This window comes from Metallumcola ferriviriculae (assembly GCF_035573695.1).
Lineage (GTDB): Bacteria > Bacillota > JADQBR01 > JADQBR01 > JADQBR01 > Metallumcola > Metallumcola ferriviriculae.
On record NZ_CP121694.1, the window covers coordinates 1,828,797 to 1,849,992 of the forward strand.

A 21,196-nucleotide genomic window follows, 5' to 3' on the forward strand; every position below is an offset into this window, starting at 1 on the left:
CTGGATAGGTTAAGGAGGGGGTCCTGTGCATTTTGTCAATTTGGTTGGGGGCCTGAAAGCAGAAATAGTCGGTAAGACTAACATAGATATCAGTGGAATTGCCTACGATTCCCGGCAGGTTAATCCAGGAGATTTGTTTGTAGCCATCCCGGGATTTAAAACGGACGGGCATCAATTCATTAATCAGGCAGTAAGCAGCGGTGCTGCTGCTTTGGTGGTAACTGACAGAAACGTTCGCGCCGATGTGCCTGTCGTTTATGTCGATAACAGCCGTAAGGCGCTGGCGTTTTTGGCGGCGAATTTTTATGGACACCCTTCCCATGCATTAAAGGTTTTTGGTGTTACCGGCACCAATGGTAAGACCACAACTTGCCATCTGCTTCGAGAAGTTTTTAGTCAGCAGGGTTACAAGGTGGGAGTAATGGGTACAATCGGGAACTGGCTTGGTACACAACGGATGAATACGGCCAGGACCACCCCGGAATCATTGGAAATTCAGAAAATGTTTCGTGATATGGTTGACAGCGGCGTCAGCCACGTGGTTATGGAGGTATCATCCCATGCCCTTGAACTGCACCGGGTGGACCAGGTAAACTTTCGCAGTGCGGTCTTCACTAATTTAAGTCAGGATCATTTGGATTTTCATGAAAATTTAGAGGAGTACCTTCAGGCGAAAGGAAAACTCTTCAAAGGATTAACCGGCGATGCACTAGCCATCATCAACATGGACGATATGGGTAGCTTTCGACACTTACAGGAGGTAACCCAGGTTCCTATTATTACTTATGGCAGACACAAAGATGCTATATTTAAAGCAGAAAACATCGTTTTAAGCAGGGATGGCGTTACATTTGATATTTCTTACCGGGAGCAAAAGTTACCTGTGGCCTTACATACGCCCGGTTTATTTAGTGTTTATAATGCTTTGGCAGCGGCAACTGTTGCTTTAGAGGAAGGTGTAGAACCTGGTGCGGTAAGTAGTGCACTAGCCGATGTGCTTGGCGTATCCGGGCGGTTTCAGCGGGTTGATTGTGGTCAAGAGTTCACTGTAATAGTTGACTATGCGCATACTCCGGATAGCTTGAAAAATATTTTGGTTACAGCAGAAGAGTTCGTTTCCGGGCGGTTAATTACTGTATTCGGTTGCGGTGGCGACAGGGACAAAGCTAAAAGACCACTCATGGGTGAAGTTGCCGCTAAGAATAGTGACCTCACTGTCGTGACATCAGATAACCCACGCAGTGAGGAACCTGAAGATATCATTTCGGATATACTTCCCGGGGTAAAGGCATATACGGAGAATTATCGTGTAATTGAAGATAGAAGGCAGGCCATCCACTATGCTGTCAGCCAGGCGAAAGCCGGAGACATGGTAGTTATTGCTGGAAAGGGCCATGAAACATATCAAGAAATAAAAGGACAGGTTTTTCCTTTTGATGACCGAGAAGTGGTTAAAGATGTGCTGCGGGGGCAAATATCATGTTAAGCACTCTTGGTTCTATTTCCAACGCAGTCCACGGGCAATTGCAAGGTGACGGAAACCAAACAGTAACCGGAATTTCCATTGATACCCGTACCTTGGAAAGCGGTGAGTTATTTTTTGCTCTCAGAGGGGAAAGAGATGGTCACCAATTTTTAGAGGCTGCCCAGTATAGGGGTGCCGCTGGAGCAGTGGTCAATATATACCAGGAGAATTTATCGCTGCCTCAAATTGTTGTCAAAGACAGTCTGCAAGCACTGCAGAGTCTTGCCCAAAAGAAATTGGCAATGCTTAAGGTACATGTGGTGGCGGTCACCGGCAGCAACGGTAAAACTACAACCAAGGATATTATTGCTTCGGTGCTGGGCACCAAATATCGTACATTAAAGACGCAGGGTAACTTTAACAACGAAATTGGGCTGCCTCTTACATTACTTCAACTGGATGAAAGATACCAGGCAGCAGTTGTTGAAATGGCTATGCGTGGTCGAGACCAAATAAGGCGATTGACAGAAATCGCCCCGCCCAATGTTGGTGTGATTACAAATATCAGCAGTACCCACATGGAACTTCTGGGATCCATGAAGAATATTGCCGCAGCCAAGGGGGAACTGCTTGAAGGCCTTGCCTCAGGCGGAACTGCAATATTAAACGGTGATGACCACCGGTGCCGTGACTTGGGCAGGAATTTCAAGGGCAAGAAAATTTATTTCGGTTTAAACGAGGGTAATGAGCTTAGGGCAGTGAATATTAAGCAGCAGGGGTGGCGCACATATTTTTCCGTGCCGGCATTGGGGGCAGGGGAATTTCACCTGCCATTGCCAGGGCTTCATAATATTCGTAATGCGATGTCTGCGTTAGCAGTTGCCAGCTCAATGAATATACCCGTACCGCTGATGCAGGAGGGCTTAGAGAATGTGTCTCTTTCCTCTATGCGCCTCGAAACACTAAGAGGTGTTGATAGCAGCTTAATTATCAACGACGCTTATAATGCCAATCCTGCATCTACCATGGCTTCACTTCAGATATTGAAGGAATTTGCTAGGAAAAGAAGCATTGCGGTGCTAGGTGATATGTTTGAGCTGGGGGAATATTCAGAGGAGGGGCATAGAGAAGTCGGGCGAAAGACGGTAGAATTAGGAATTGATTATTTATTTACTGTAGGCAACATGGCTGAATCTATCGGTAAGGAAGCTATTAAACAGGGTATGGAGACTGACCGCGTCTATCATTTCCCCAAGAGAGAAGAGGCCCTTACGGCAGTACAAAGTATTATCCGGAAAGGCGATACTGTCTTGGTAAAAGGATCGCGGGGAATGCAGATGGAATCCATTGCTCAGGGATTGACGGCGAGGGATTAAAATGTACAATTTTTCTTGGGCTATCGGTATGGCATTTGTTATGACAGTTATTTCCGGGCCAATACTGATACCTTTTCTCAAAAAATTAAAGTTTGGACAGTATATCAGGCAGGATGGACCTGCCGCTCATTTTCGCAAAGCAGGCACTCCAACCATGGGCGGTATAATGTTTTTAATCGGCATTGTTGTTGCACTATTCTTTGCCGTTGAGTCAAAGTTGTCCGCAACATCTGTCACGTTGCTGGTAGTCACTCTTGGTCACGGTATCATTGGGTTTGCAGACGACTTTATTAAGATTGTTCGGGGCCGCTCGCTGGGGCTGCGGGCTAGGGACAAAATTCTGGCTCAGCTATTATTAGGTATTTTTTTAGCATTTATGGCCACAAATTATATTGGCTTGGGTACATTTGTAAAGATTCCCTTAATTCACGTAACTTGGGAAATGGGCTTCTGGTATTACCCCTTTGTGCTGCTTGTGTTGATAGGCACTACAAATGCTGTTAATTTAACCGATGGGCTGGATGGTTTAGCGGCAGGGTCAATGTTATTCGCCAGTCTTGGTTATGCATTAATTGCTTTGATGACGGAAGCACCGGAAATTGCGTTATTTGGTTTGGCAGTGGCAGGTGGATGTGCCGGCTTTTTGGTATATAATAAACACCCGGCCAGGATATTTATGGGGGATACCGGGTCGTTGGCCTTGGGAGCGGCACTGGCTAGTATGGCTGTGTTTTCTAAGACGGAGCTAATTTTACCATTGGTGGGCGGAATATTTGTGATTGAAACCCTGTCTGTTATTATCCAGGTAATTTCTTTTAGGCTTACCGGTAGAAGGGTGTTTAGAATGAGCCCGCTGCACCATCATTTTGAACTTGCCGGTTGGTCCGAGCGCCGGGTTGTAAGAGTGTTCTGGCTGGTGTCATTTGTATTTTCATTAGTAGGAATAGCAGCACTATATAATTTTGCCTGAAAGCACATCTAAAGAGGTGATAATTTATGGAGCTAAAAAAAAGTAAGGTATTAGTGGTAGGTATGGCGCGAAGTGGTGTGGCTGCCGCGACGATGTTGGCCCGAGAAGCAGCGATAGTAACAATTTGTGATATTAAACAGGCGGATGCGTTGCAAGAGCCGATTAACAACTTAAGTAGAGCGGATATCGAAATTGTTACCGGAGGGTATCCACCGGTAGAGGGGAACTTTGACCTGGTAATTGCCAGTCCCGGAGTTCCTGCAGATGTTCAGCCATTTATCCAGGCGGCGAATGTGGGTATCCCTGTTTGGAGCGAGCTAGAATTGGCTGCCCTGTTTATCCAGGGTCCGATAGTGGCGGTAACCGGGACAAATGGTAAAACAACCACTACGGCACTGATTGGTGAAATGTTTATTCAAGCCGGTGTACCAACGGTGGTGGGCGGCAACATAGGTACGCCGCTGGTCGGGGAAGTGCAGAAAACCACAGATAAGCATGTAACTGTAGCAGAGGTGAGTAGTTTCCAACTTGAATGGGTAGAAAAATTTCACCCTCGGGTTGCAGTGATTTTGAATATTACTCCGGACCACCTAGACCGTCATGGTACCATGGAAAATTATATTGCAACCAAAGCTAGAATTTTTAAGGCGCAGAATTTGGCCGACTATACAGTTCTTAATTATGATGATCCAAAAGTAAGAAAATTAGCGGCAGAAGCATCGGGACAGGTGATATTTTTCAGCAGCAAACATACCTTAAAAACAGGAGTTTCTGTGGACAATGGTTTTATTACTATTAAACAGGAAGAAGACTTACAAGTAATCTCTGTGGAGGAAGTTGGCATCAAGGGTGCCCATAATATCGACAATGCTTTGGCTGCCGTTGCTGCCGGATGGGCATTGGGACTGACTGCAGCACAGTTAAAAGAGACGCTTGCGGCATTTCCTGGGGTAGAACATCGTTTGGAATTTGTCCGTGAGATTAATCAAGTGAGATACATAAATGATTCCAAAGGCACTAATCCTGATGCGTCAATTAAGGCATTAGAGGCTTTTCCAAATCCGATTATACTTATTGCAGGCGGCAAGAATAAAGGCAGTGATTTTAGTGAGTTTGCTCAGTTAATCAAAGCCCGGGCCAAGGATGTAATCCTGCTAGGCGAGGCCGCGGATGAAATTCAGCACGCATTAAGTAACATTGGCTTCACCAGGGTTCATCAGGTGTCTGATTATCAGCGTGCAGTTCCTTTGGCTGAGGAATTGGCTGAACCAGGAGATATTGTACTTTTATCTCCTGCCTGTGCCAGTTGGGATATGTTTGGCAGCTATGAGGAACGGGGAAAATTGTTTAAAGAGTTGGTAAATAGCTTGAGGGGGTAGAGCTTTGCCAGGTAAGCGCAAATCTCCGGATTTTTTAATATTTTTTGTCACCCTGCTTCTACTGAGCGTGGGAATTGTAATGGTGTTCAGTGCCAGCGCCTATTCGTCGTATATGACGTATGGGGATGCTTATTATTACTTAAAAAAGCAGCTTTTGTGGGCGTTGTTGGGTGTGGCAGCCATGGTTTTTACCATGAATATTGACTACCGCCAGGTTAAAAAATATGTACGGCCCATATTTACTGTTTCCGTTGTTCTCTTAATAACAGTTCTGGCAGTGGGAGTGGCTAAAAACGGTTCCACCCGTTGGTTGGGGATTGGTCCCATTGGTTTTCAACCTTCTGAAATAATGAAACTGGCTATGGTCATGTATATGGCCAAACGCTTGTCTGAGCGCGGCGAGCGTCTCACGGAATTTAGCAAGGGATTAATGCCGCATCTAGGTATCTTAAGCGGAGTTTGTCTATTGATACTTGCCCAGCCGGATTTGGGCACTGCAGTGGCCATTGCCGGTACGACATATTTACTATTTTTGATAGCCGGTGCAAAAAAGAGTCATTTAAGTTTTTTAGCTGTTGCAGGTGTGGGCTTGGTTATCCTGGCAATTATTCTCGAGCCTTATCGCATGGAAAGGTTTGTGGCCTTTTGGGATCCTTGGAAAAATCCCAGCGATACCGGTTGGCAAACCATTCAGTCATTGCTGGCCCTGGGCTCGGGCGGGTTCTTTGGCGTGGGTCTGGGTCAGAGCAAGCAGAAACTTTTTTATCTCCCTGAGCGACATACGGACTTTATTTACGCAATTTTAGGTGAAGAACTGGGATTTATCGGTGCTGTTATCGTCCTAATCTTATTTTTCATCTTTATCTGGCGTGGCTTTCGCGTTGCGGTGACCATCAGAGACAATTATGGCAGTCTCCTTGCTGCGGGGATAACCTTAATGGTGACCATTCAGGCATTAATTAATATTGCTGTGGTGACAGGGTCCATGCCCGTTACTGGAATAACCCTGCCCTTTATCAGTTATGGTGGTTCTTCCTTGACTCTTAGTTTGGTAGGGGTAGGAATGCTGCTGAACATATCACGGTATACCTAAATTCAGCAGCTACATTTTTTCAATGTATAGGAAATTATGGGTTGTGGATAATTTCCTATACATGGGGGTTGTTAAGGGGGCTTGCCCCCTTATGTTAAATGCAGGAGGGTCACAGCGAAGCGACCTAGGGAACCAGGGGTTCCCTGGGTAAGAACAAAAGCATTACCTTTAAGTGCCGGAAGGCATGAAATGCTTTTGTTCTTTAAACGGGACAAGTTGTAACAAAGTGTGGTGATTTTATGCGAGTCTTATTTTCCGGTGGGGGAACCGGGGGGCACATTTACCCAGCACTAGCGGTTAGTGGTGCGCTGACAAAGGATTATCCCGGGGTTGAGTTACTTTATGTTGGTACGCCTTACGGGTTAGAGTCAAAATTAGTTCCCAGGGAGGGTATTCGCTTCAAGACTGTCAACGTTAGCGGTTTGAAGCGCAAGCTTTCGCTGGATACTATTGTTTGGGCGGGGCAAACCACCGGGGCAGCAGCTCAGGCGGTAAAACTGTTAAAAGAATTTAGGCCTGACGTTGTGGTGGGGACCGGTGGATATGTCTGTGCCCCGGTTATTTTGGCGGCGGCCGTGCTGCGTGTACCCAGTATACTACATGAACAAAATGCCTTTCCGGGAAAAACCAATCGATGGTTAGCTCCTTTTGCACAGAAGATTTTAGTCAATTTTGCTGAATCGAAACAGTATTTTGGTCGCCAACGCGGAAAGGTGATTACTACCGGTCTGCCTGTGCGTCGGGAAATTATTGATATTTCCCGGAAAAAGGGGGCAGAAATACTTGGTGTTTCGCCGGACAGGCTCACCTTGATGGTGGTGGGCGGCAGTCAGGGAGCAAAAAGCATTAACCAGGCGGTTTTGCCGTTGGCAGCAAAAGTTGCGGCCAACCCCAGGCTCCAGTTGATTTGGGCCACCGGCGAAAGCCAATATGATTGGGTTATTGAACGGCTGCAGCAGGATGGAATAAAATCGGGCCAGGTGGGCAATATTACCATAAAACCCTATTTGCACCAGGTTGCGGCAGCATTGGCGACAGCGGATTTGATTATTTCCCGGGCAGGCGCTACGTTTCTGGCCGAAATTACTGCGCGGGGTATTGCTTCAATCTTGGTACCATACCCTTATGCTACGGATAACCATCAGGAATATAACGCTAGGTCATTGGTTAAAAAGGGTGCAGCACTAATGGTGGCTGACGAAGAGCTATCTAAAGGTATATTAGTGGACAAGGTAGAAGACCTGCTATCAAAGAGAAAAGTACTTGAAACAATGTCCCAATCGTCCCAAAAGTGTGGTAAACCCGAGGCGCTTGAACAAATTGTCAAAGAGATTGTTAGTTGTATCTCAGTCTAGTCACACCACGAAGATAACTGCATAATATGAGTGTATCAATAACAATGTCATAAATGGATGGCCGAAAGTCCGCCGTAGGCATAGGAGACTTGTCAGCGTGCTGGCTTAGTCGTACTTGTGCTCTTGAGTATAAAAAAGACTTTTCAACTTGGTGTTTAAGGCACAATTGGGAAACCGCTGAAAGAGGCGAGGATTTTCGAATATGTCATAAATGGAGTGAGGTGGCAGCTATGTCAGCAGAATTTGGTCTAACACATTTCATTGGGATAGGTGGAGCAGGGATGAGTGCTATTGCTACTGTTTTGCTCCAATCTGGTTGCCCGGTATCCGGTTCTGATTTAAATGATTCACCCGTTGTTTCACGGCTTAGAGAAATGGGTGCTCAAATATTAATCGGTCACAATGCAAGTAATTTGCCTGCTAACGCGGAAAGAGTAGTATTTTCTACGGCTATATCCCTGGAAAACTCGGAGGTTCAGGCGGCAAAACAGCGTGGGATACCGATCATACATCGGGCGGATATGCTTAGTAAGATGATGAACAAACAGAAAGGCATTGCCATTTCTGGAGCCCATGGGAAAACTACCACCAGTGCAATGATAGGAATGATATTATTGGAAAATGGTCTTGACCCCACGGTGGTTGTCGGGGGGTATGTTACGGCGTTTAACGGTAATTCTCGCCGGGGAAAAGGGGACTATTTAGTAGCAGAGGCCGATGAAAGTGACGGTTCTTTTTTAAAGCTTTATCCTCATGTGGCAATTGTTACCAATGTTGAAGATGACCATATGGACTATTACCAATCTTTAGAAAATATTCAAACTGCCTTTAAGCAATTTGTGAGTAAGGTTCCTGAAGATGGGTTAGTAGTTCTATGTACGGATGACCTGTTTTTAAGAAGGATGGCTAGAGAGGTAAAGGTACCTTTACTAACCTACGGTACTAATGAATATGCTGATTTTACCGCCCGTAACATTGAGGTGAATGGTGGTACAACTGCTGATATCTGGTATGGAGATAGCTGTCTCGGAAAATTAAACCTCGCAGTACCCGGAAGACACAATCTACTAAATGCTCTTGCCGGTATTGCCGTAGCTTTTCAATTGGGTCTTTCTTTTGAACAAATAGCAAATTCCTTGAGTAATTTCAAGGGGGTGGGGCGGCGCTTTCAGACCATTGGCCGGGGAGGCGGTATTTGGGTAGTGGACGATTATGCACATCACCCTACGGAAATAAAAGCTACCGTTAATGCGGCAAAGGATACCGATGTGCAAAGAATAATAGCAGTATTTCAACCGCATCGATACACGCGCACCAAGCAGTTATACCGTGAATTTGGGCAGGCTTTTCAACAAGCGGATTTGGTAATCTTAGATGATGTATATAGTGCGGGAGAAGGGCCCGTAGAAGGAGTGTCCAGTAAGTTAATCTATCAGGAACTAAGCCACCGGCAGCAAGCAGAAATGGTATCGGGAAAAGAAAACATTGTTTCACTTCTGGAAAAGACTGTTCGCCCGGGTGACCTGATACTTACTCTAGGTGCCGGGGATGTCTGGAAGGTGGCGGAGATGATAGTAGAGCGCCTGGGAATTAATGGGGGGGCAAAATGAGTGCGGATCTGTTTCGACAATTGAAATTCGGTCTTTCCGGCAAGTGCCTGCAAAATGAACCGCTAGCAAAATATACTACTTGGCGGGTTGGAGGGGCCGCAGATTTTTATGCAGAAGCTGAAAATGAAGACGATGTTTTATTCTGTTTGGACTTTGTAGAAAGGCATCATCTGCCCCTGACCCTGATAGGAAATGGGTCAAATTTACTGGTATTGGACGGCGGTGTTCGCGGGGTAGTGATGCGTCTTGGCGGAGAATTTAACAAGGTGTCTATTCAAGGTACTGAAGTTATAGCGGGTGCTGCGACAATCTTACCTAGATTGAGTCGGGAAGCGGCTTCTCATCAGCTCAGCGGTCTGGAGTTTGCGGTTGGAATACCGGCCAGTTTGGGGGGCGCGGTGGTGATGAATGCGGGTATCCCCGGCAATGCTTTAGAGGATATAATCAAAGCCGTTAGAGTGATTAACAAAGATGGGCAAAAGACATCTCTTTCTAGGGAAGAATTAGGATTTGGCTATCGGTCTTCTAAGTTATATTCCCCGTATAATATTGTTCTTCAGGCAACATTACAGCTCAAACGGGGGCGGGGACTTGATATTTGGCAGAAGATGGAACGGTTATTGGAACAACGAAAAGACCGCCAACCGATTAGCAGCCCAAACGCCGGCAGTGTGTTTAAAAATCCGCCAGACTATACAGCGGGCTATCTTATTGAAAAAGCGGGGTTAAAGGAGGCAGAGTGTGGCGATGCAAAGGTTTCCTTAAAGCATGCCAATTTTATCGTGAATGAAGGAAAAGCATCGGCACAGGAAATCTTGTCTTTAATTAAAACCATACAAGAGGAGGTTGAACAGAAATTTAACATTTGTTTGGAACCGGAAGTCCACGTAATCGGCGATGAGAAATGACGCAGCGGGAGGTGGAGCTTCATGGAGAAGTTAATTATCATGGGGGGAACAAAGCTTAAGGGAACTGTGAAAGTAAGCGGTTCGAAGAATGCAGTTTTGCCGATTATGGCTGCATCGCTATTATGTGATGGTCAGACTGTAATACACAATGTCCCTAGGTTAAGGGATGTACTGGTTATGGAACAAGTATTACAATTTCTCGGTGCTAAGACGAGCAAAGAGGGTTCCGCGTTAACAATAGATACCCGGGGCGTAAACCCTCAAAGAATTACTGAAGTTTTAATGAGAAAGCTGCGCGCCTCAAATCTAGTTATGGGCCCATTAATTGCTCGCTATGGCGAAGTGCAGGCGGCCTATCCGGGAGGATGTGCCATAGGATCACGGCCGATGGATTTGCATACCAAGGGTTTTCAGAATTTAGGCGTACAGGTATCAGAAAAGTTTGGCTATATTTACGCCAAGGGGAATAAATTGGCCGGTGCCGATATTCACCTAGATGTTCCCAGCGTTGGCGCCACTGAGAACATAATGATGGCTGCCAGTTTGATACATGGTGAAACTATATTGCATAACGCGGCTAGAGAACCGGAGATTGTGGATCTTCAGAACTTTTTGAATTTGATGGGGGCAAAGGTTACCGGTGCGGGTATGGATGTTATTCGCATTCTAGGGGTAAACAGATTAAGGCCTGTTGAACATGAAGTAATTCCTGATAGAATAGAAGCTGGCACCCATATGTTGGCAGCAGCGGTTACCGGCGGTAAGATGAAACTAATTGATGTTATTCCTGAACACGTAGAGCCAGTCATCGCTAAATTGAGGGAGGCGGGTATTGAAGTACAGGAAAAGGATAACAGTATTGAAATCATATCAAGGCAAAGGCCGGGTCCAATTGACATCAAGACTATGCCTTACCCGGGATTTCCCACTGATATGCAGCCGCAGATGATGGTGCTGATGAGTATCTCCCAAGGAACAGGTATTGTGTCCGAAAGCATTTTCGAAAATCGCTTCAGGCATGTAGACGAATTGAGACGAATGGGGGCGCACATAAAATTAGAAGGAAACCTCGGCATTATTAAGGGGGTACCGAAGCTCAGTGGCGCTTTGGTGGAGGCGCCGGATCTGCGAGCAGGGGCAGCATTGGTGCTGGCGGGAATGGCTGCTAATGATATCACTGTTGTTGAAAATGTACATCATATCGACCGGGGTTATGAAAATTTAGAACAAAAATATACGGATTTAGGCGCACGAATAGTTCGCGTCAACAATGGGTTTCGCAGCTGACAGAGGAGCTGCTTTTTTTAATGTTTTTTTGGACAGGTTTTACCAGCGCTGGTATAATAAAACTGGAGGGGTGAATATGACAAGGGTTGTAACTAGAAAAGAAAATGAAAGCCATAAGCGGTCGAAACTGCTCCAGGCATTACTGTTTGTCATGTTGCTATTGGTGGCAGTTTATTTTTTTCTTAATTCAGCGTTTTTTACAGTAGATCAAATAATAGTAAACGGCATTGACCAAATGGCACCGCAAACGGTGCTTGATTTATCCGGCATTACCAAAGGAATGAATCCCTTTAAAATAGACATCAACCAGGTTGAAAAGAAGATAGAATTAAGTGCTATGGTGGCCAAGGTTGAGGTCAGATTGATGTAAAAAGTGCGTACTTTTTTTATTTTTTTGTGTCTTTAAAAATTGTTTTCATATTTTGTGTAGAAACAATCTGATAATCAGTTCGGAATCCAAAAGCTTCATGTAAGGCATCGGTAAAATTAGTTCTAGTGTAGGTTGGAACATAGCCCTCGCCTTTAATTTCAAAGAATTCCATATCCCTTAGCCCAGAGACAATCTCACTACAGGTGAATTCCTCGTTAAGTCGCTTTTCAAGTAGCCTATAAATAATTAACGATATAAAGCATGTGATGAAATGTGCTTCAATTCTGTCGTCTTTTTTTAAGAATACAGGTCTTGCTTTGAATTCACTTTTCATAATCCTAAAACATTCCTCAATCTCCCATCTCCTATGATTTACCTTAATGATTTCAGATACATCATCCTCAAGGTTTGTACAAACACCATAAAAACCATCAAAGGCTTCCTCTTTCTCGATGAGAGTAGAATCAATGCTGTAGATCTCTTTTTCTGCGACTTCTCCATCAGGAGTACAGCTTGTTTTGTTAATAAACCTTTTGTAATCGTTAGCATTGCATTTCTTGATTTTTGTCGGATTGTTTTCTATTAACTTTTGAGCCCTTTCTATTTGGGAATTGCGGATTTTACGCTGGTAATCCCGGTATTTGATTGAATAGGTTACAATAAGCCGTTGTTCAAAGTCGTTTTCTTTAATCCAACGCTCCTTGTAAAATACTTTTGATATGATTTTTGCTTTTTCTTCAGGAGTAGCTTTATCCATCATTTCATCAAGCTTAGAAATGTCATAGGTTTTATCACTACCCGAAAGTTTCCAGCCTTCAGCATCAAGAGCCCATTTTTTTAGGTGCGCTTTTAATTTTTTTATTGACTGTGTTGTAATAAAAGCTCGACCATCTTTGTCGTTAAACTTTCGATTATCTTCAGAAGCCAGCCCTGCATCAGTGCAGACGATGAATTTAGAAAGCTCAAAATCAGAAATAATTTTCTTTTCCAATGGCTTTAACGTGAGCTGCTCATTCATATTTCCTCTGTTGATGCTGAAAGCAAGCGGAATACCGTCTCCGTCCATAAAAAGGCCCATTTGAACTATTGGATTTGGCTTGTGGTCTTTTGATGGACCATATTGTTTATTGCCATCTTCCTGTTCAATTTCGAAAAAGTAATTGGTGCAATCATAGTAAAGAACGCCGGTATTTCTTTTAGAAACCTTCAAGCTGTTTTCGTACAAGGAAGACTGGATAAAACCTGTTTCCTTAGCGAGAACTTCGAGGGCTCTGTATATTTGATGTAAATCAAAATTAGGTTGCTCTATAAGTTTTTTAGAAAGCTCATATGTAGCAAGTTTTGAGGAAGGGAAGATCACTCTACCATAAATCAATCTTGATAGAATGGAATTCAAGTCAAAATCAAATTTATACTTTTGGGAAATATCCTTACAAATTTTATCCAGCTTAAGCTCATGATATATTTTTTGAAGGAATAGGTACCCACCGTTAAAAGAACGTTTTTCACCTTTATCAATAAGCTTTGACTGTTTAAACGGTACAAGTATTTCCCGTGTTTGTTCCTTTTCTTTTTCATTAAGCTTTTTAATATATTCTTTAGCCCATTTATATGGATCTGCCCCATTAAGTTTTTCACGGAGTTCAATTTCTGTTCCGAGCTTTTCAACGATCTTAGAGGAATTTGATTGAGTTTTACTGTTGTAAACGGATTTTATTACATATAGTGAAGCTGCATTTTTGGATTTGGTCACCTTAAGTCTCATTTATTAACATCGCCTCCTTACCCTTATATTATAACACAGTGCGATAAAGTGCGATATACTTAAATGATAAATTTGACAAAAAAATAAGCCTATATCAAGGCTTTCGAGGATTTTTTCTCTATTTAACTGTCAAAGATCCGGATTTAGGCGCACGAATAGTTCGCGTCAACAATGGGTTTCGCAGCTGACAGAGGAGCTGCTTTTTTTAATGTTTTTTTGGACAGGTTTTACCAGCGCTGGTATAATAAAACTGGAGGGGTGAATATGACAAGGGTTGTAACTAGAAAAGAAAATGAAAGCCATAAGCGGTCGAAACTGCTCCAGGCATTACTGTTTGTCATGTTGCTATTGGTGGCAGTTTATTTTTTTCTTAATTCAGCGTTTTTTACAGTAGATCAAATAATAGTAAACGGCATTGACCAAATGGCACCGCAAACGGTGCTTGATTTATCCGGCATTACCAAAGGAATGAATCCCTTTAAAATAGACATCAACCAGGTTGAAAAGAAGATAGAATTAAGTGCTATGGTGGCCAAGGTTGAGGTCAGGGTGAAATTTCCGGACAGCGTGACCATTAATGTTAAGGAGAGGAAACCTGCAGCGTTATTAAGTTCACGTGGTGGTTTCATGCTGTTGGATAATGAAGGTTATTACATAAGTCTTGCAGAGAAAATTACTGATTATTCTTTTCCCTTGATAAGTGGTGTTGAGGTACCGCCTTCATTGGCGCCGGGTGAAAAATTATCAGGGAAGGGAGTGTCCGAGGCATTGGCGGTTGTGGGCAGTTTAGCCGGGGATGACAATGCTTTATTTTCAGAAATTGTTGTCACATCTGGGTATTCCATAATTATGTACACAATAGATGGAGTCAAAGTAGTAATGGGGGAGGGTTCAGATGTGGGAAGGAAACTGCAATGGTTCAAGCAGATTCGCCAACAAGCAATAAATGACGGTAAAACTTTAAAGTATGTGGATGTTAGTTTTCAAGGTAACCCTGTGGTGAAATATAACTGAGACTGAAAGAATAAGCATCCAAAACTGCTTACAAAATTGGAGAATATACGTGAAAAAATGCTTAAAAAAAAGCGATTTAAAAAAAGGAAATCCTTGGAGTCTTGTTGAATTCCATGAGGTGTAAGAATTATCCACTGAAAGAAACGGACGTCCCGTCTGGAGGTGCGTTACTTGGCTCGGGAGAACGTGGTGGTAGGCCTTGATATAGGAACATCAAAAGTGGTAATAACGGTCAGTGAAGTTGATGAGTATGGAAAAATTAATTTAGTGGGTATGGGAGAAACAAAGGCCACCGGCTTGCGAAAAGGTACTATCGTGGATATTGACAGTACTGTGCGCGACATAAGAAAAGCCGTGGAGACAGCTGAACGAATGAGTGGTGTTCAGATTTCCGGCGTATGTGTTGGTATTGGTGGTCAGCATATCAAGTCTCTTAACAGTAAAGGTGTCATAGCCATATCAAATCCGGACAGGGAAGTTTCCGTAGAGGATGTGGACAGGGTACTTCAAGCGGCTAAAGTGGTCACATTACCTTCGGACCAACGGATAATTCACTGTCTAGCCCGGCAGTATATTGTCGATGGTAATGATGGGATAGTTGACCCGGTGGGTATGTCTGGTGAACGGCTAGAGGTAGAAACCCAAATTGTTACCGGAATTGCCACCGCTATTCAAAATATCCTTAAAAGTGTAACAAGGGCAGGTTTACAAGTGGTGGACTTGGTACTAAACCCGTTGGCTTCCGCTCATGCTGTTTTGATGCCCGCTGAAAAGGATTTAGGCTGTGTGTTAGTGGATATTGGTGGCGGAACTACCGAAATGGCTATTTTTGAACAAGGAAGCCTATGGTGGTCTGGTATTATTCCAGTGGGCGGTGACCATGTAACAAGTGATTTAGCTGTGGGGTTACGGGCACCAATTGACGTGGCAGAGAAGGTAAAGATTGAACACGGGTGCGTGTTGACCCAGCTTATGCCTGATGATGAATATATTGCAGTAACTAGTGTGGGTAGCATAGAAACTCGGCAGGTATCCAAGAAGTTTTTGGCATCAATAATAGAACCAAGAATAACTGAAATTTTGACAATGGTAAAAGACAAGCTCAATCGCTCAGGTTATCAGGGAATGCTGCCCGGCGGTATGATCATTACAGGCGGTGTAGCTGGGCTTGAGGGATTGGTGCAGCTTGCTGCTGAAGAACTGGATTTACCTGTTCGTATTGGTAGCCCAGAAGGTGTAGGGGGGCTTTCTGATATAGCAAGCAGCCCAACCTATGCTACTGCTATTGGATTGGTGAAATACGGAGCTTATAGGCTTGCCTATGTTGATGCCGCTGCAGGGGATGAAGAATTTTTCAGCGGTTTATGGGGCAAGTTTTCAGCTTGGTTTAAAGAATTTTTTGGATTTTAGGCGACTGAGAAGGAGGTTCTGCCATGCTTGAATTTGAAGAGGTGGAAAACACTCAACTGGCAAAAATTAAAGTTATTGGTGTGGGTGGCGGTGGTAATAATGCAGTAAACCGGATGATATTAGCCGGTTTGCAGGGTGTGGAGTTTATTAGTCTGAATACGGATTTTCAGGCTTTAAAGCTATCTAAAGCCGACCATAAGATGCAGATTGGTACAAAGCTTACCAAAGGGTTAGGTGCCGGCGCGGACCCGGAAGTTGGCAAAAAAGCTGCAGAAGAAAGCAAGGACGAAATTACTAAGAGTGTGGAAGGGGCAGATATGGTATTTGTCACTGCCGGTATGGGCGGTGGAACAGGAACCGGTGCTGCTCCGGTTGTTGCTGAAGTAGCGCGGCAGGCCGGCGCTTTGACAGTGGGTGTGGTCACCAGGCCGTTTACCTTTGAAGGCCGCAAAAGGCATAAGCAGGCGGATTCAGGTATTGAAGACCTACGTAATCAGGTGGATACCTTGATTACCATTCCCAATGACAAATTGCTTCAGGTTGTGGATAAGAAGACATCCATTAGTGAGGCATTTCGTATTGCAGATGATGTTCTCCGTCAGGGTGTTCAAGGTATCTCTGACTTGATTGCCGTACCCGGTTTGATAAACTTAGACTTTGCAGATGTTAAAACTATTATGGTGGGTACCGGGTCAGCTTTGATGGGTATCGGCCGTGCCGCAGGGGACAAAAGAGCGGTTGAGGCAGCGAAAATGGCCATCTCTAGTCCATTATTAGAGACATCAATCGAAGGAGCTAAGGGAGTGCTGCTTAACATTACGGGCGGCAGTAATTTAGGTCTCTTTGAGGTGAATGAAGCGGCGGAGATTATTGCCAATGCTGCAGATCCCGAGGCAAATATCATCTTTGGTGCCGTGATTGACGAGTCTTTGGAAGATGAAATTCATATTACGGTAATAGCCACTGGTTTTCAAGCGGATTCAAACGCTGAAACGGTGAAGGTAGATGACCTGACAACAGTTAAGCCATTCAGTGACGACGATTTGGAAATACCGGCATTTTTACGGCGTCGATAATTTTTTATAATTGCAGCATAATGTTCATGAATTATAATAATATATAAAGAGTAATTTAAGGTAATGTGTCCTGAGACGGTAGTCCGGAGGCCAAGCAATTTGCTTGGCCTCTTTTAATTTTTATTTACTTCGTGGAAATAATTATGCTGATACCATTGGAGGGAGGGTTTCTATGACCTGGCTAGTCGGTATTGGTTTAGTTTTGGTTCTTACCTTTAGCGTTAGTATTAGCCTTTACTTGGTTAATTACAAGTTGCCCTTGGGAAATATTGTGACCAAAACCCTGGCGTTTCTCCTTATCGGCGCGTTAACTTTTAGTGTTGTCTGCTCGTTGTTAATCTTTATGGTTTGGCCGCCACATATATGGGATATATTTTCATTCTAAATGATTCGGGCATTTTGCCCGTTTTTTTTATGTCCTTGTAGGTTGTTTCTACAAAAACGGGTGTTTTATAGCCTGATTTAAGACTTTTAGACCAATAGACTTAAACTTCAACAAAGATAGACAGTAATTTACAAGGATATTCTTCATTAACATTAGAATGTAATTTTTACTTAAATTTTTAATTTTTAGGGAGGCCGGTTTGTGATTAGCAGAAATAACATTTCAAAAGAATTTGAAGATAAAGGTAGTAGTGCCTTCAAGTACTCAACGGCTGAGGTAGAAAGGGCACTGCAGGAAAGCGAAACCAAATTCAAGGAGATTTTTAATAAAGCAAATGACGCTATCAGTCTTTGGGAGCTCCCGGAAAGCGGAACACCGATATGTACTGCTGTCAATGACAGCGGATGTGCTACCTACGGATACAGTCGAGAAGAGTTTGCTAAAATATTGCCGGCTGATATGGTATCTGATAAAGACATTGGTATAATGCACGACGCTTTATATGAATTGAAAGCCCATGGTGACTCAAGTTGTGAAGTGAACTGTATTAGCAAAAGCGGTAAGCTGTTTCCTGTAGAAATCAATAGCCATTTGTTCAAAATGAATAATAAAAACATGATAGTGTCGGTGGCTCGTGACCTTAGTGAGCGGAAGGATAAGGAAAAAGCAGTCAACAGGGCTTATACTGAGTTAAATCAGATATTTGAATGCGCTGCTGACGGTATGCGGGTAATTGATATGGAAGGTAATATTATCAGGGTAAATAAAAGGTTCTTGGATTTGTTAGATTTAGATAAAAATGAAGTATTGGGCAACAAGTGCTACGATGTTTTCCCCGGGCGCGCTTGCCGTACTGACTACTGTACGCTGCGGCAAATAGCCGCTGGCACAGAAACGGTAGAATGTGAAACTGAAAAAATGTTAAATGATGGGACCAAATTATCTTTTTTAATTACTGCAGCACCGTTACGAGGGAGCGATGGTGAACTACTTGGTATTGTGGAAAACTTTAAGGATATTGTCGCGCGTAAACAAATTGAGGAAGCTTTGCGCGAAAATGAAGAGCGCTATCGGCAGCTTGTTGAGCTATCCCCTGATGCCATTGTAGTGCATCAGGACGGTGGAGTAGTGTTTGCCAATACCGCGGCAGCAGCTTTATTTGGTGTACACCATACAGAGGAAATAATCGGGAAAACAGTTATCGACTACATTCACCCCGACCATAGGGCAATTGCCGGTAAGCGTATTGCAAAAGTTCTTCAGGGTAAAACAGTTCCGTTTAACAGTTACAAGGCCATTAAAGATGACGGCAGTTTACTGGATGTTGAAGTTAAGGCGGTACCTTTTATTTATCGGGGTGAGCAAGCTGTTCAGACAGTTATCAGAGATATTTCGATGCGTAAAAGGTTAGAGGAAGAGAGGCTGAGGGCTGGAAAGCTTGAATCATTGGGATTTCTTGCTGGTGGCATTGCCCACGATTTCAATAATATATTAACAGTTATGCTGGGTAACCTATCTTTGGCTAGGGCAGAAGTTGATGACAAAAGTGATTTGCTTGAGCGCCTGATAGAAGCGGAAAAAGCAGCATTACAGGCAAAGGACCTGACTCAACAACTGCTTACTTTCGCTAAGGGCGGCAGCCCGTTAAAAAGTACAGTATCAGTTGGCAAATTAATTGAGGAAAGTATTTCGTTGGCTCTATCAGGAGCCAGAGTACGCCCTGACTACCATATTTCCGCTGATCTTTGGCCTGTAGAGATTGATGCAGGACAGACTACTCGAGTTATTAATAACATAGTCATCAACGCTGTTCAAGCAATGCCCGAAGGGGGGGGAATAGAGGTCACTGCGGAAAATGTGGAACTTGGCCAAGACCAAGATAATATCCTGCCTGTTAAAGCCGGGAAATATATTAAAATTTCCATTAGCGACCAGGGGGTAGGAATACCGGATTCCCATATTTGTAAGGTGTTTGACCCTTATTTTACTACAAAGCAAACCGGGAGTGGATTGGGACTGGCTACCTGTTATTCCATTATTAAGAATCATGGAGGATATATTACCCTAGAATCTCAGATAGGGGCTGGCACTACCGTCTATGTTTACCTGCCTGCGTCATTAAAAGTAATGTCAGAGATGGAGCCGAAGCGCGAACAACTTAAAGAAGGGCAGGGCAAAATCCTTGTGATGGATGATGAGGTATCTGTTCGTAATGTAGTTCAGGATATGTTGACTTTTCTTGGCTATCAAGTTATTCATGCCACGGAAGGGAAGGAAGCAGTAGCGCTTTACGAGCAGGCCATGGCTGTGGGTGAGACTTTTGAGGTGGTGCTGCTAGATCTAACTATTGCCGGCGGCATGGGCGGGAGACAGACTGTTGAAAATTTGCGGGTCATCGACCCATTGGTTAAGGCAATTGTGTCCAGCGGCTATTCCAATGACCCCGTAATGGCTGATTATCAAAAATATGGCTTCAGTGGAATAGTCACGAAGCCATACAAAGTTGAAGAACTAAGTGACGTAATCAACCAAGTTATCAGTAAGCCTGTTAATTTATAGGGATGTAGGGCGGCATAGTTGATTTAAAGTTATGGCCGGAAATAGTTTATTAATATTCAAATACCCGTGAAATGCGGGTTTTTCTTTATTGGGTACACAAAATGACAAGTTTTTGGAAGAGCAAGAGCTATAATTATGTTTGTAACTTGTCATCACAAAGAAGGTTGTTTCATATAATTTTTAAGAGGAACTAGGACAATGGCGACAAGATGGGAGGGAACCAGGTGGTCCAGGGAGATGTTGTTTATCTAGACATAGTTTTTATGATTAATCTCGTGATGGATTATGTAATCCTGTGGACTACTGCAAAATTTGCCCATGTACGATCTTCTGCTGCCAGATTGTTTGCCGGCGCGGTAATTGGCGCTCTAGCGTCACTTCTGCTTTTTTATTTGCTTTATATGGTCCCCGGAGTGGTAGTGAGTACCTTTAAACTATTTTTGCTAAAAATGCTTATTTCTCTAGTGATGGCAGCAACAGCTTTTCCTTTTCGGGATATGAGAAAATTCTTCGGTGTGATTTTAAATCTATACTTAGTGGCATTTGCCATGGGTGGTGCCATGATCGGTTCTATTTACTTGTTTCAAAATAATCCCGCGGCATATAGTACTATGAACGGGTTAATTGTCTTTCTTGTAAATGTGCATTTTAGCTGGCTGGCCGCTGCGATAGCCGTGGCCATCTTATTAGCAAGATGGGGAAGGAATTTTGTTAGAAAAAATCTCCTTCGGGCTATGCTCCAGGTTCCGGTAGTGGTGCGGTTTGGTGATAAACGTCTGGCATTGAAGGCTTTAGTGGATACGGGCAACAGTTTGAAAGATCCTTTGACTCAAAAGCCTGTTATGATAGCGGAATATGGTGCTCTAAAGGAATTACTTCCGGAAAGTTTTAAAGTGGCATTTGAAAAAGGCCCGGAAAACTTGGAGGAAATGATAAAGGGACTGCAAACTGATGTGAATTGGGGTTTCCGTGTCAGGATGATTCCCTTCTCCTCTATTGGTCAACAAAAGGGCATGCTCTTAGGCCTGCGACCGGATGATTTGGTGATAGTCACTGATGATAGTTACATTAAGGTTAGAGATGTAGTGGTGGCGGTTTATCGTCACCGGTTATCTTCCAAGGGAGAGTACCGGGCATTATTACACCCGGACTTGTTGGATGCTGCATAAAATTT

The 21,196-nt window shown here is 43.7% G+C and carries 16 protein-coding genes; 15 read left to right on the forward strand and 1 reads right to left on the reverse strand.

Annotated elements, in window-relative coordinates; translation table 11 throughout:
* Nucleotides 1–25: 25 nt before the first annotated feature.
* The 10 genes from MFMK1_RS09195 to MFMK1_RS09240 all read left to right on the forward strand — a co-directional run bounded on the left by MFMK1_RS09195 (nt 26) and on the right by MFMK1_RS09240 (nt 11,813).
* Nucleotides 26–1,486 (forward strand): UDP-N-acetylmuramoyl-L-alanyl-D-glutamate--2,6-diaminopimelate ligase, encoded by a 1,461-nt coding sequence (locus tag MFMK1_RS09195; protein ID WP_366924814.1) that lies wholly within the window; start codon nt 26–28, stop codon nt 1,484–1,486.
* Complete coding sequence (locus tag MFMK1_RS09200) at nt 1,480–2,841, forward strand: UDP-N-acetylmuramoyl-tripeptide--D-alanyl-D-alanine ligase (RefSeq protein WP_366924815.1); 1,362 nt, start codon at nt 1,480–1,482, stop codon at nt 2,839–2,841. Before MFMK1_RS09195 ends, MFMK1_RS09200 begins: the two co-directional genes overlap by 7 nt.
* A gap of 1 nt (nt 2,842) precedes the next feature.
* Nucleotides 2,843–3,811 carry a phospho-N-acetylmuramoyl-pentapeptide-transferase gene (gene mraY / locus MFMK1_RS09205; RefSeq protein ID WP_366924816.1) on the forward strand — a complete coding sequence of 323 codons (969 nt, stop codon included), beginning with the start codon at nt 2,843–2,845 and terminating at the stop codon, nt 3,809–3,811.
* 26 nt (nt 3,812–3,837) lie between these two features.
* Entirely contained in the window at nt 3,838–5,190 is a 1,353-nt protein-coding gene (gene murD, locus MFMK1_RS09210) for a UDP-N-acetylmuramoyl-L-alanine--D-glutamate ligase (RefSeq protein WP_366924817.1), read from the forward strand.
* A gap of 4 nt (nt 5,191–5,194) precedes the next feature.
* A complete protein-coding gene (gene spoVE, locus MFMK1_RS09215; RefSeq protein WP_366924818.1) occupies nt 5,195–6,283 on the forward strand; it encodes a stage V sporulation protein E in 1,089 nt (362 codons plus the stop codon).
* A gap of 239 nt (nt 6,284–6,522) precedes the next feature.
* Nucleotides 6,523–7,638: an undecaprenyldiphospho-muramoylpentapeptide beta-N-acetylglucosaminyltransferase gene (murG, locus tag MFMK1_RS09220; protein WP_366924819.1), complete on the forward strand. Its 1,116-nt coding sequence runs from the start codon at nt 6,523–6,525 to the stop codon at nt 7,636–7,638.
* Between the two features lie 230 nt (nt 7,639–7,868).
* Entirely contained in the window at nt 7,869–9,248 is a 1,380-nt protein-coding gene (gene murC / locus MFMK1_RS09225) for a UDP-N-acetylmuramate--L-alanine ligase (RefSeq protein ID WP_366924820.1), read from the forward strand.
* Nucleotides 9,245–10,156: a UDP-N-acetylmuramate dehydrogenase gene (murB, locus tag MFMK1_RS09230; RefSeq protein WP_366924821.1), complete on the forward strand. Its 912-nt coding sequence runs from the start codon at nt 9,245–9,247 to the stop codon at nt 10,154–10,156. Before murC ends, murB begins: the two co-directional genes overlap by 4 nt.
* A gap of 21 nt (nt 10,157–10,177) precedes the next feature.
* Nucleotides 10,178–11,443 (forward strand): UDP-N-acetylglucosamine 1-carboxyvinyltransferase, encoded by a 1,266-nt coding sequence (gene murA, locus MFMK1_RS09235; RefSeq protein ID WP_366924822.1) that lies wholly within the window; start codon nt 10,178–10,180, stop codon nt 11,441–11,443.
* A 76-nt stretch (nt 11,444–11,519) separates the two neighbouring features.
* A complete protein-coding gene (locus MFMK1_RS09240; protein ID WP_366924823.1) occupies nt 11,520–11,813 on the forward strand; it encodes a cell division protein FtsQ/DivIB in 294 nt (97 codons plus the stop codon).
* A 16-nt stretch (nt 11,814–11,829) separates the two neighbouring features.
* Here the strand turns inward: MFMK1_RS09240 and MFMK1_RS09245 are convergent, their stop codons facing one another.
* Complete coding sequence (locus MFMK1_RS09245) at nt 11,830–13,578, reverse strand: IS1634 family transposase (RefSeq protein WP_366924824.1); 1,749 nt, start codon at nt 13,576–13,578, stop codon at nt 11,830–11,832.
* Nucleotides 13,579–13,842: 264 nt separating this feature from the next.
* Between MFMK1_RS09245 and MFMK1_RS09250 the strand changes: the two genes are divergently transcribed.
* The 5 genes from MFMK1_RS09250 to spoIIGA all read left to right on the forward strand — a co-directional run bounded on the left by MFMK1_RS09250 (nt 13,843) and on the right by spoIIGA (nt 21,191).
* Nucleotides 13,843–14,592, forward strand: coding sequence for a cell division protein FtsQ/DivIB (locus tag MFMK1_RS09250; protein WP_366924825.1), 750 nt, complete (start codon nt 13,843–13,845; stop codon nt 14,590–14,592).
* Between the two features lie 162 nt (nt 14,593–14,754).
* Nucleotides 14,755–16,002 carry a cell division protein FtsA gene (ftsA, locus tag MFMK1_RS09255; protein WP_428846295.1) on the forward strand — a complete coding sequence of 416 codons (1,248 nt, stop codon included), beginning with the start codon at nt 14,755–14,757 and terminating at the stop codon, nt 16,000–16,002.
* Between the two features lie 23 nt (nt 16,003–16,025).
* Nucleotides 16,026–17,078 carry a cell division protein FtsZ gene (gene ftsZ / locus MFMK1_RS09260; protein WP_366924827.1) on the forward strand — a complete coding sequence of 351 codons (1,053 nt, stop codon included), beginning with the start codon at nt 16,026–16,028 and terminating at the stop codon, nt 17,076–17,078.
* 586 nt (nt 17,079–17,664) lie between these two features.
* Nucleotides 17,665–20,022 carry a hybrid sensor histidine kinase/response regulator gene (locus tag MFMK1_RS09265; RefSeq protein WP_366924828.1) on the forward strand — a complete coding sequence of 786 codons (2,358 nt, stop codon included), beginning with the start codon at nt 17,665–17,667 and terminating at the stop codon, nt 20,020–20,022.
* Nucleotides 20,023–20,246: 224 nt separating this feature from the next.
* Nucleotides 20,247–21,191, forward strand: a complete 945-nt coding sequence (gene spoIIGA / locus MFMK1_RS09270; RefSeq protein ID WP_366924829.1) for a sigma-E processing peptidase SpoIIGA — start codon at nt 20,247–20,249, stop codon at nt 21,189–21,191.
* The last annotated feature ends 5 nt before the right edge of the window (nt 21,192–21,196 follow it).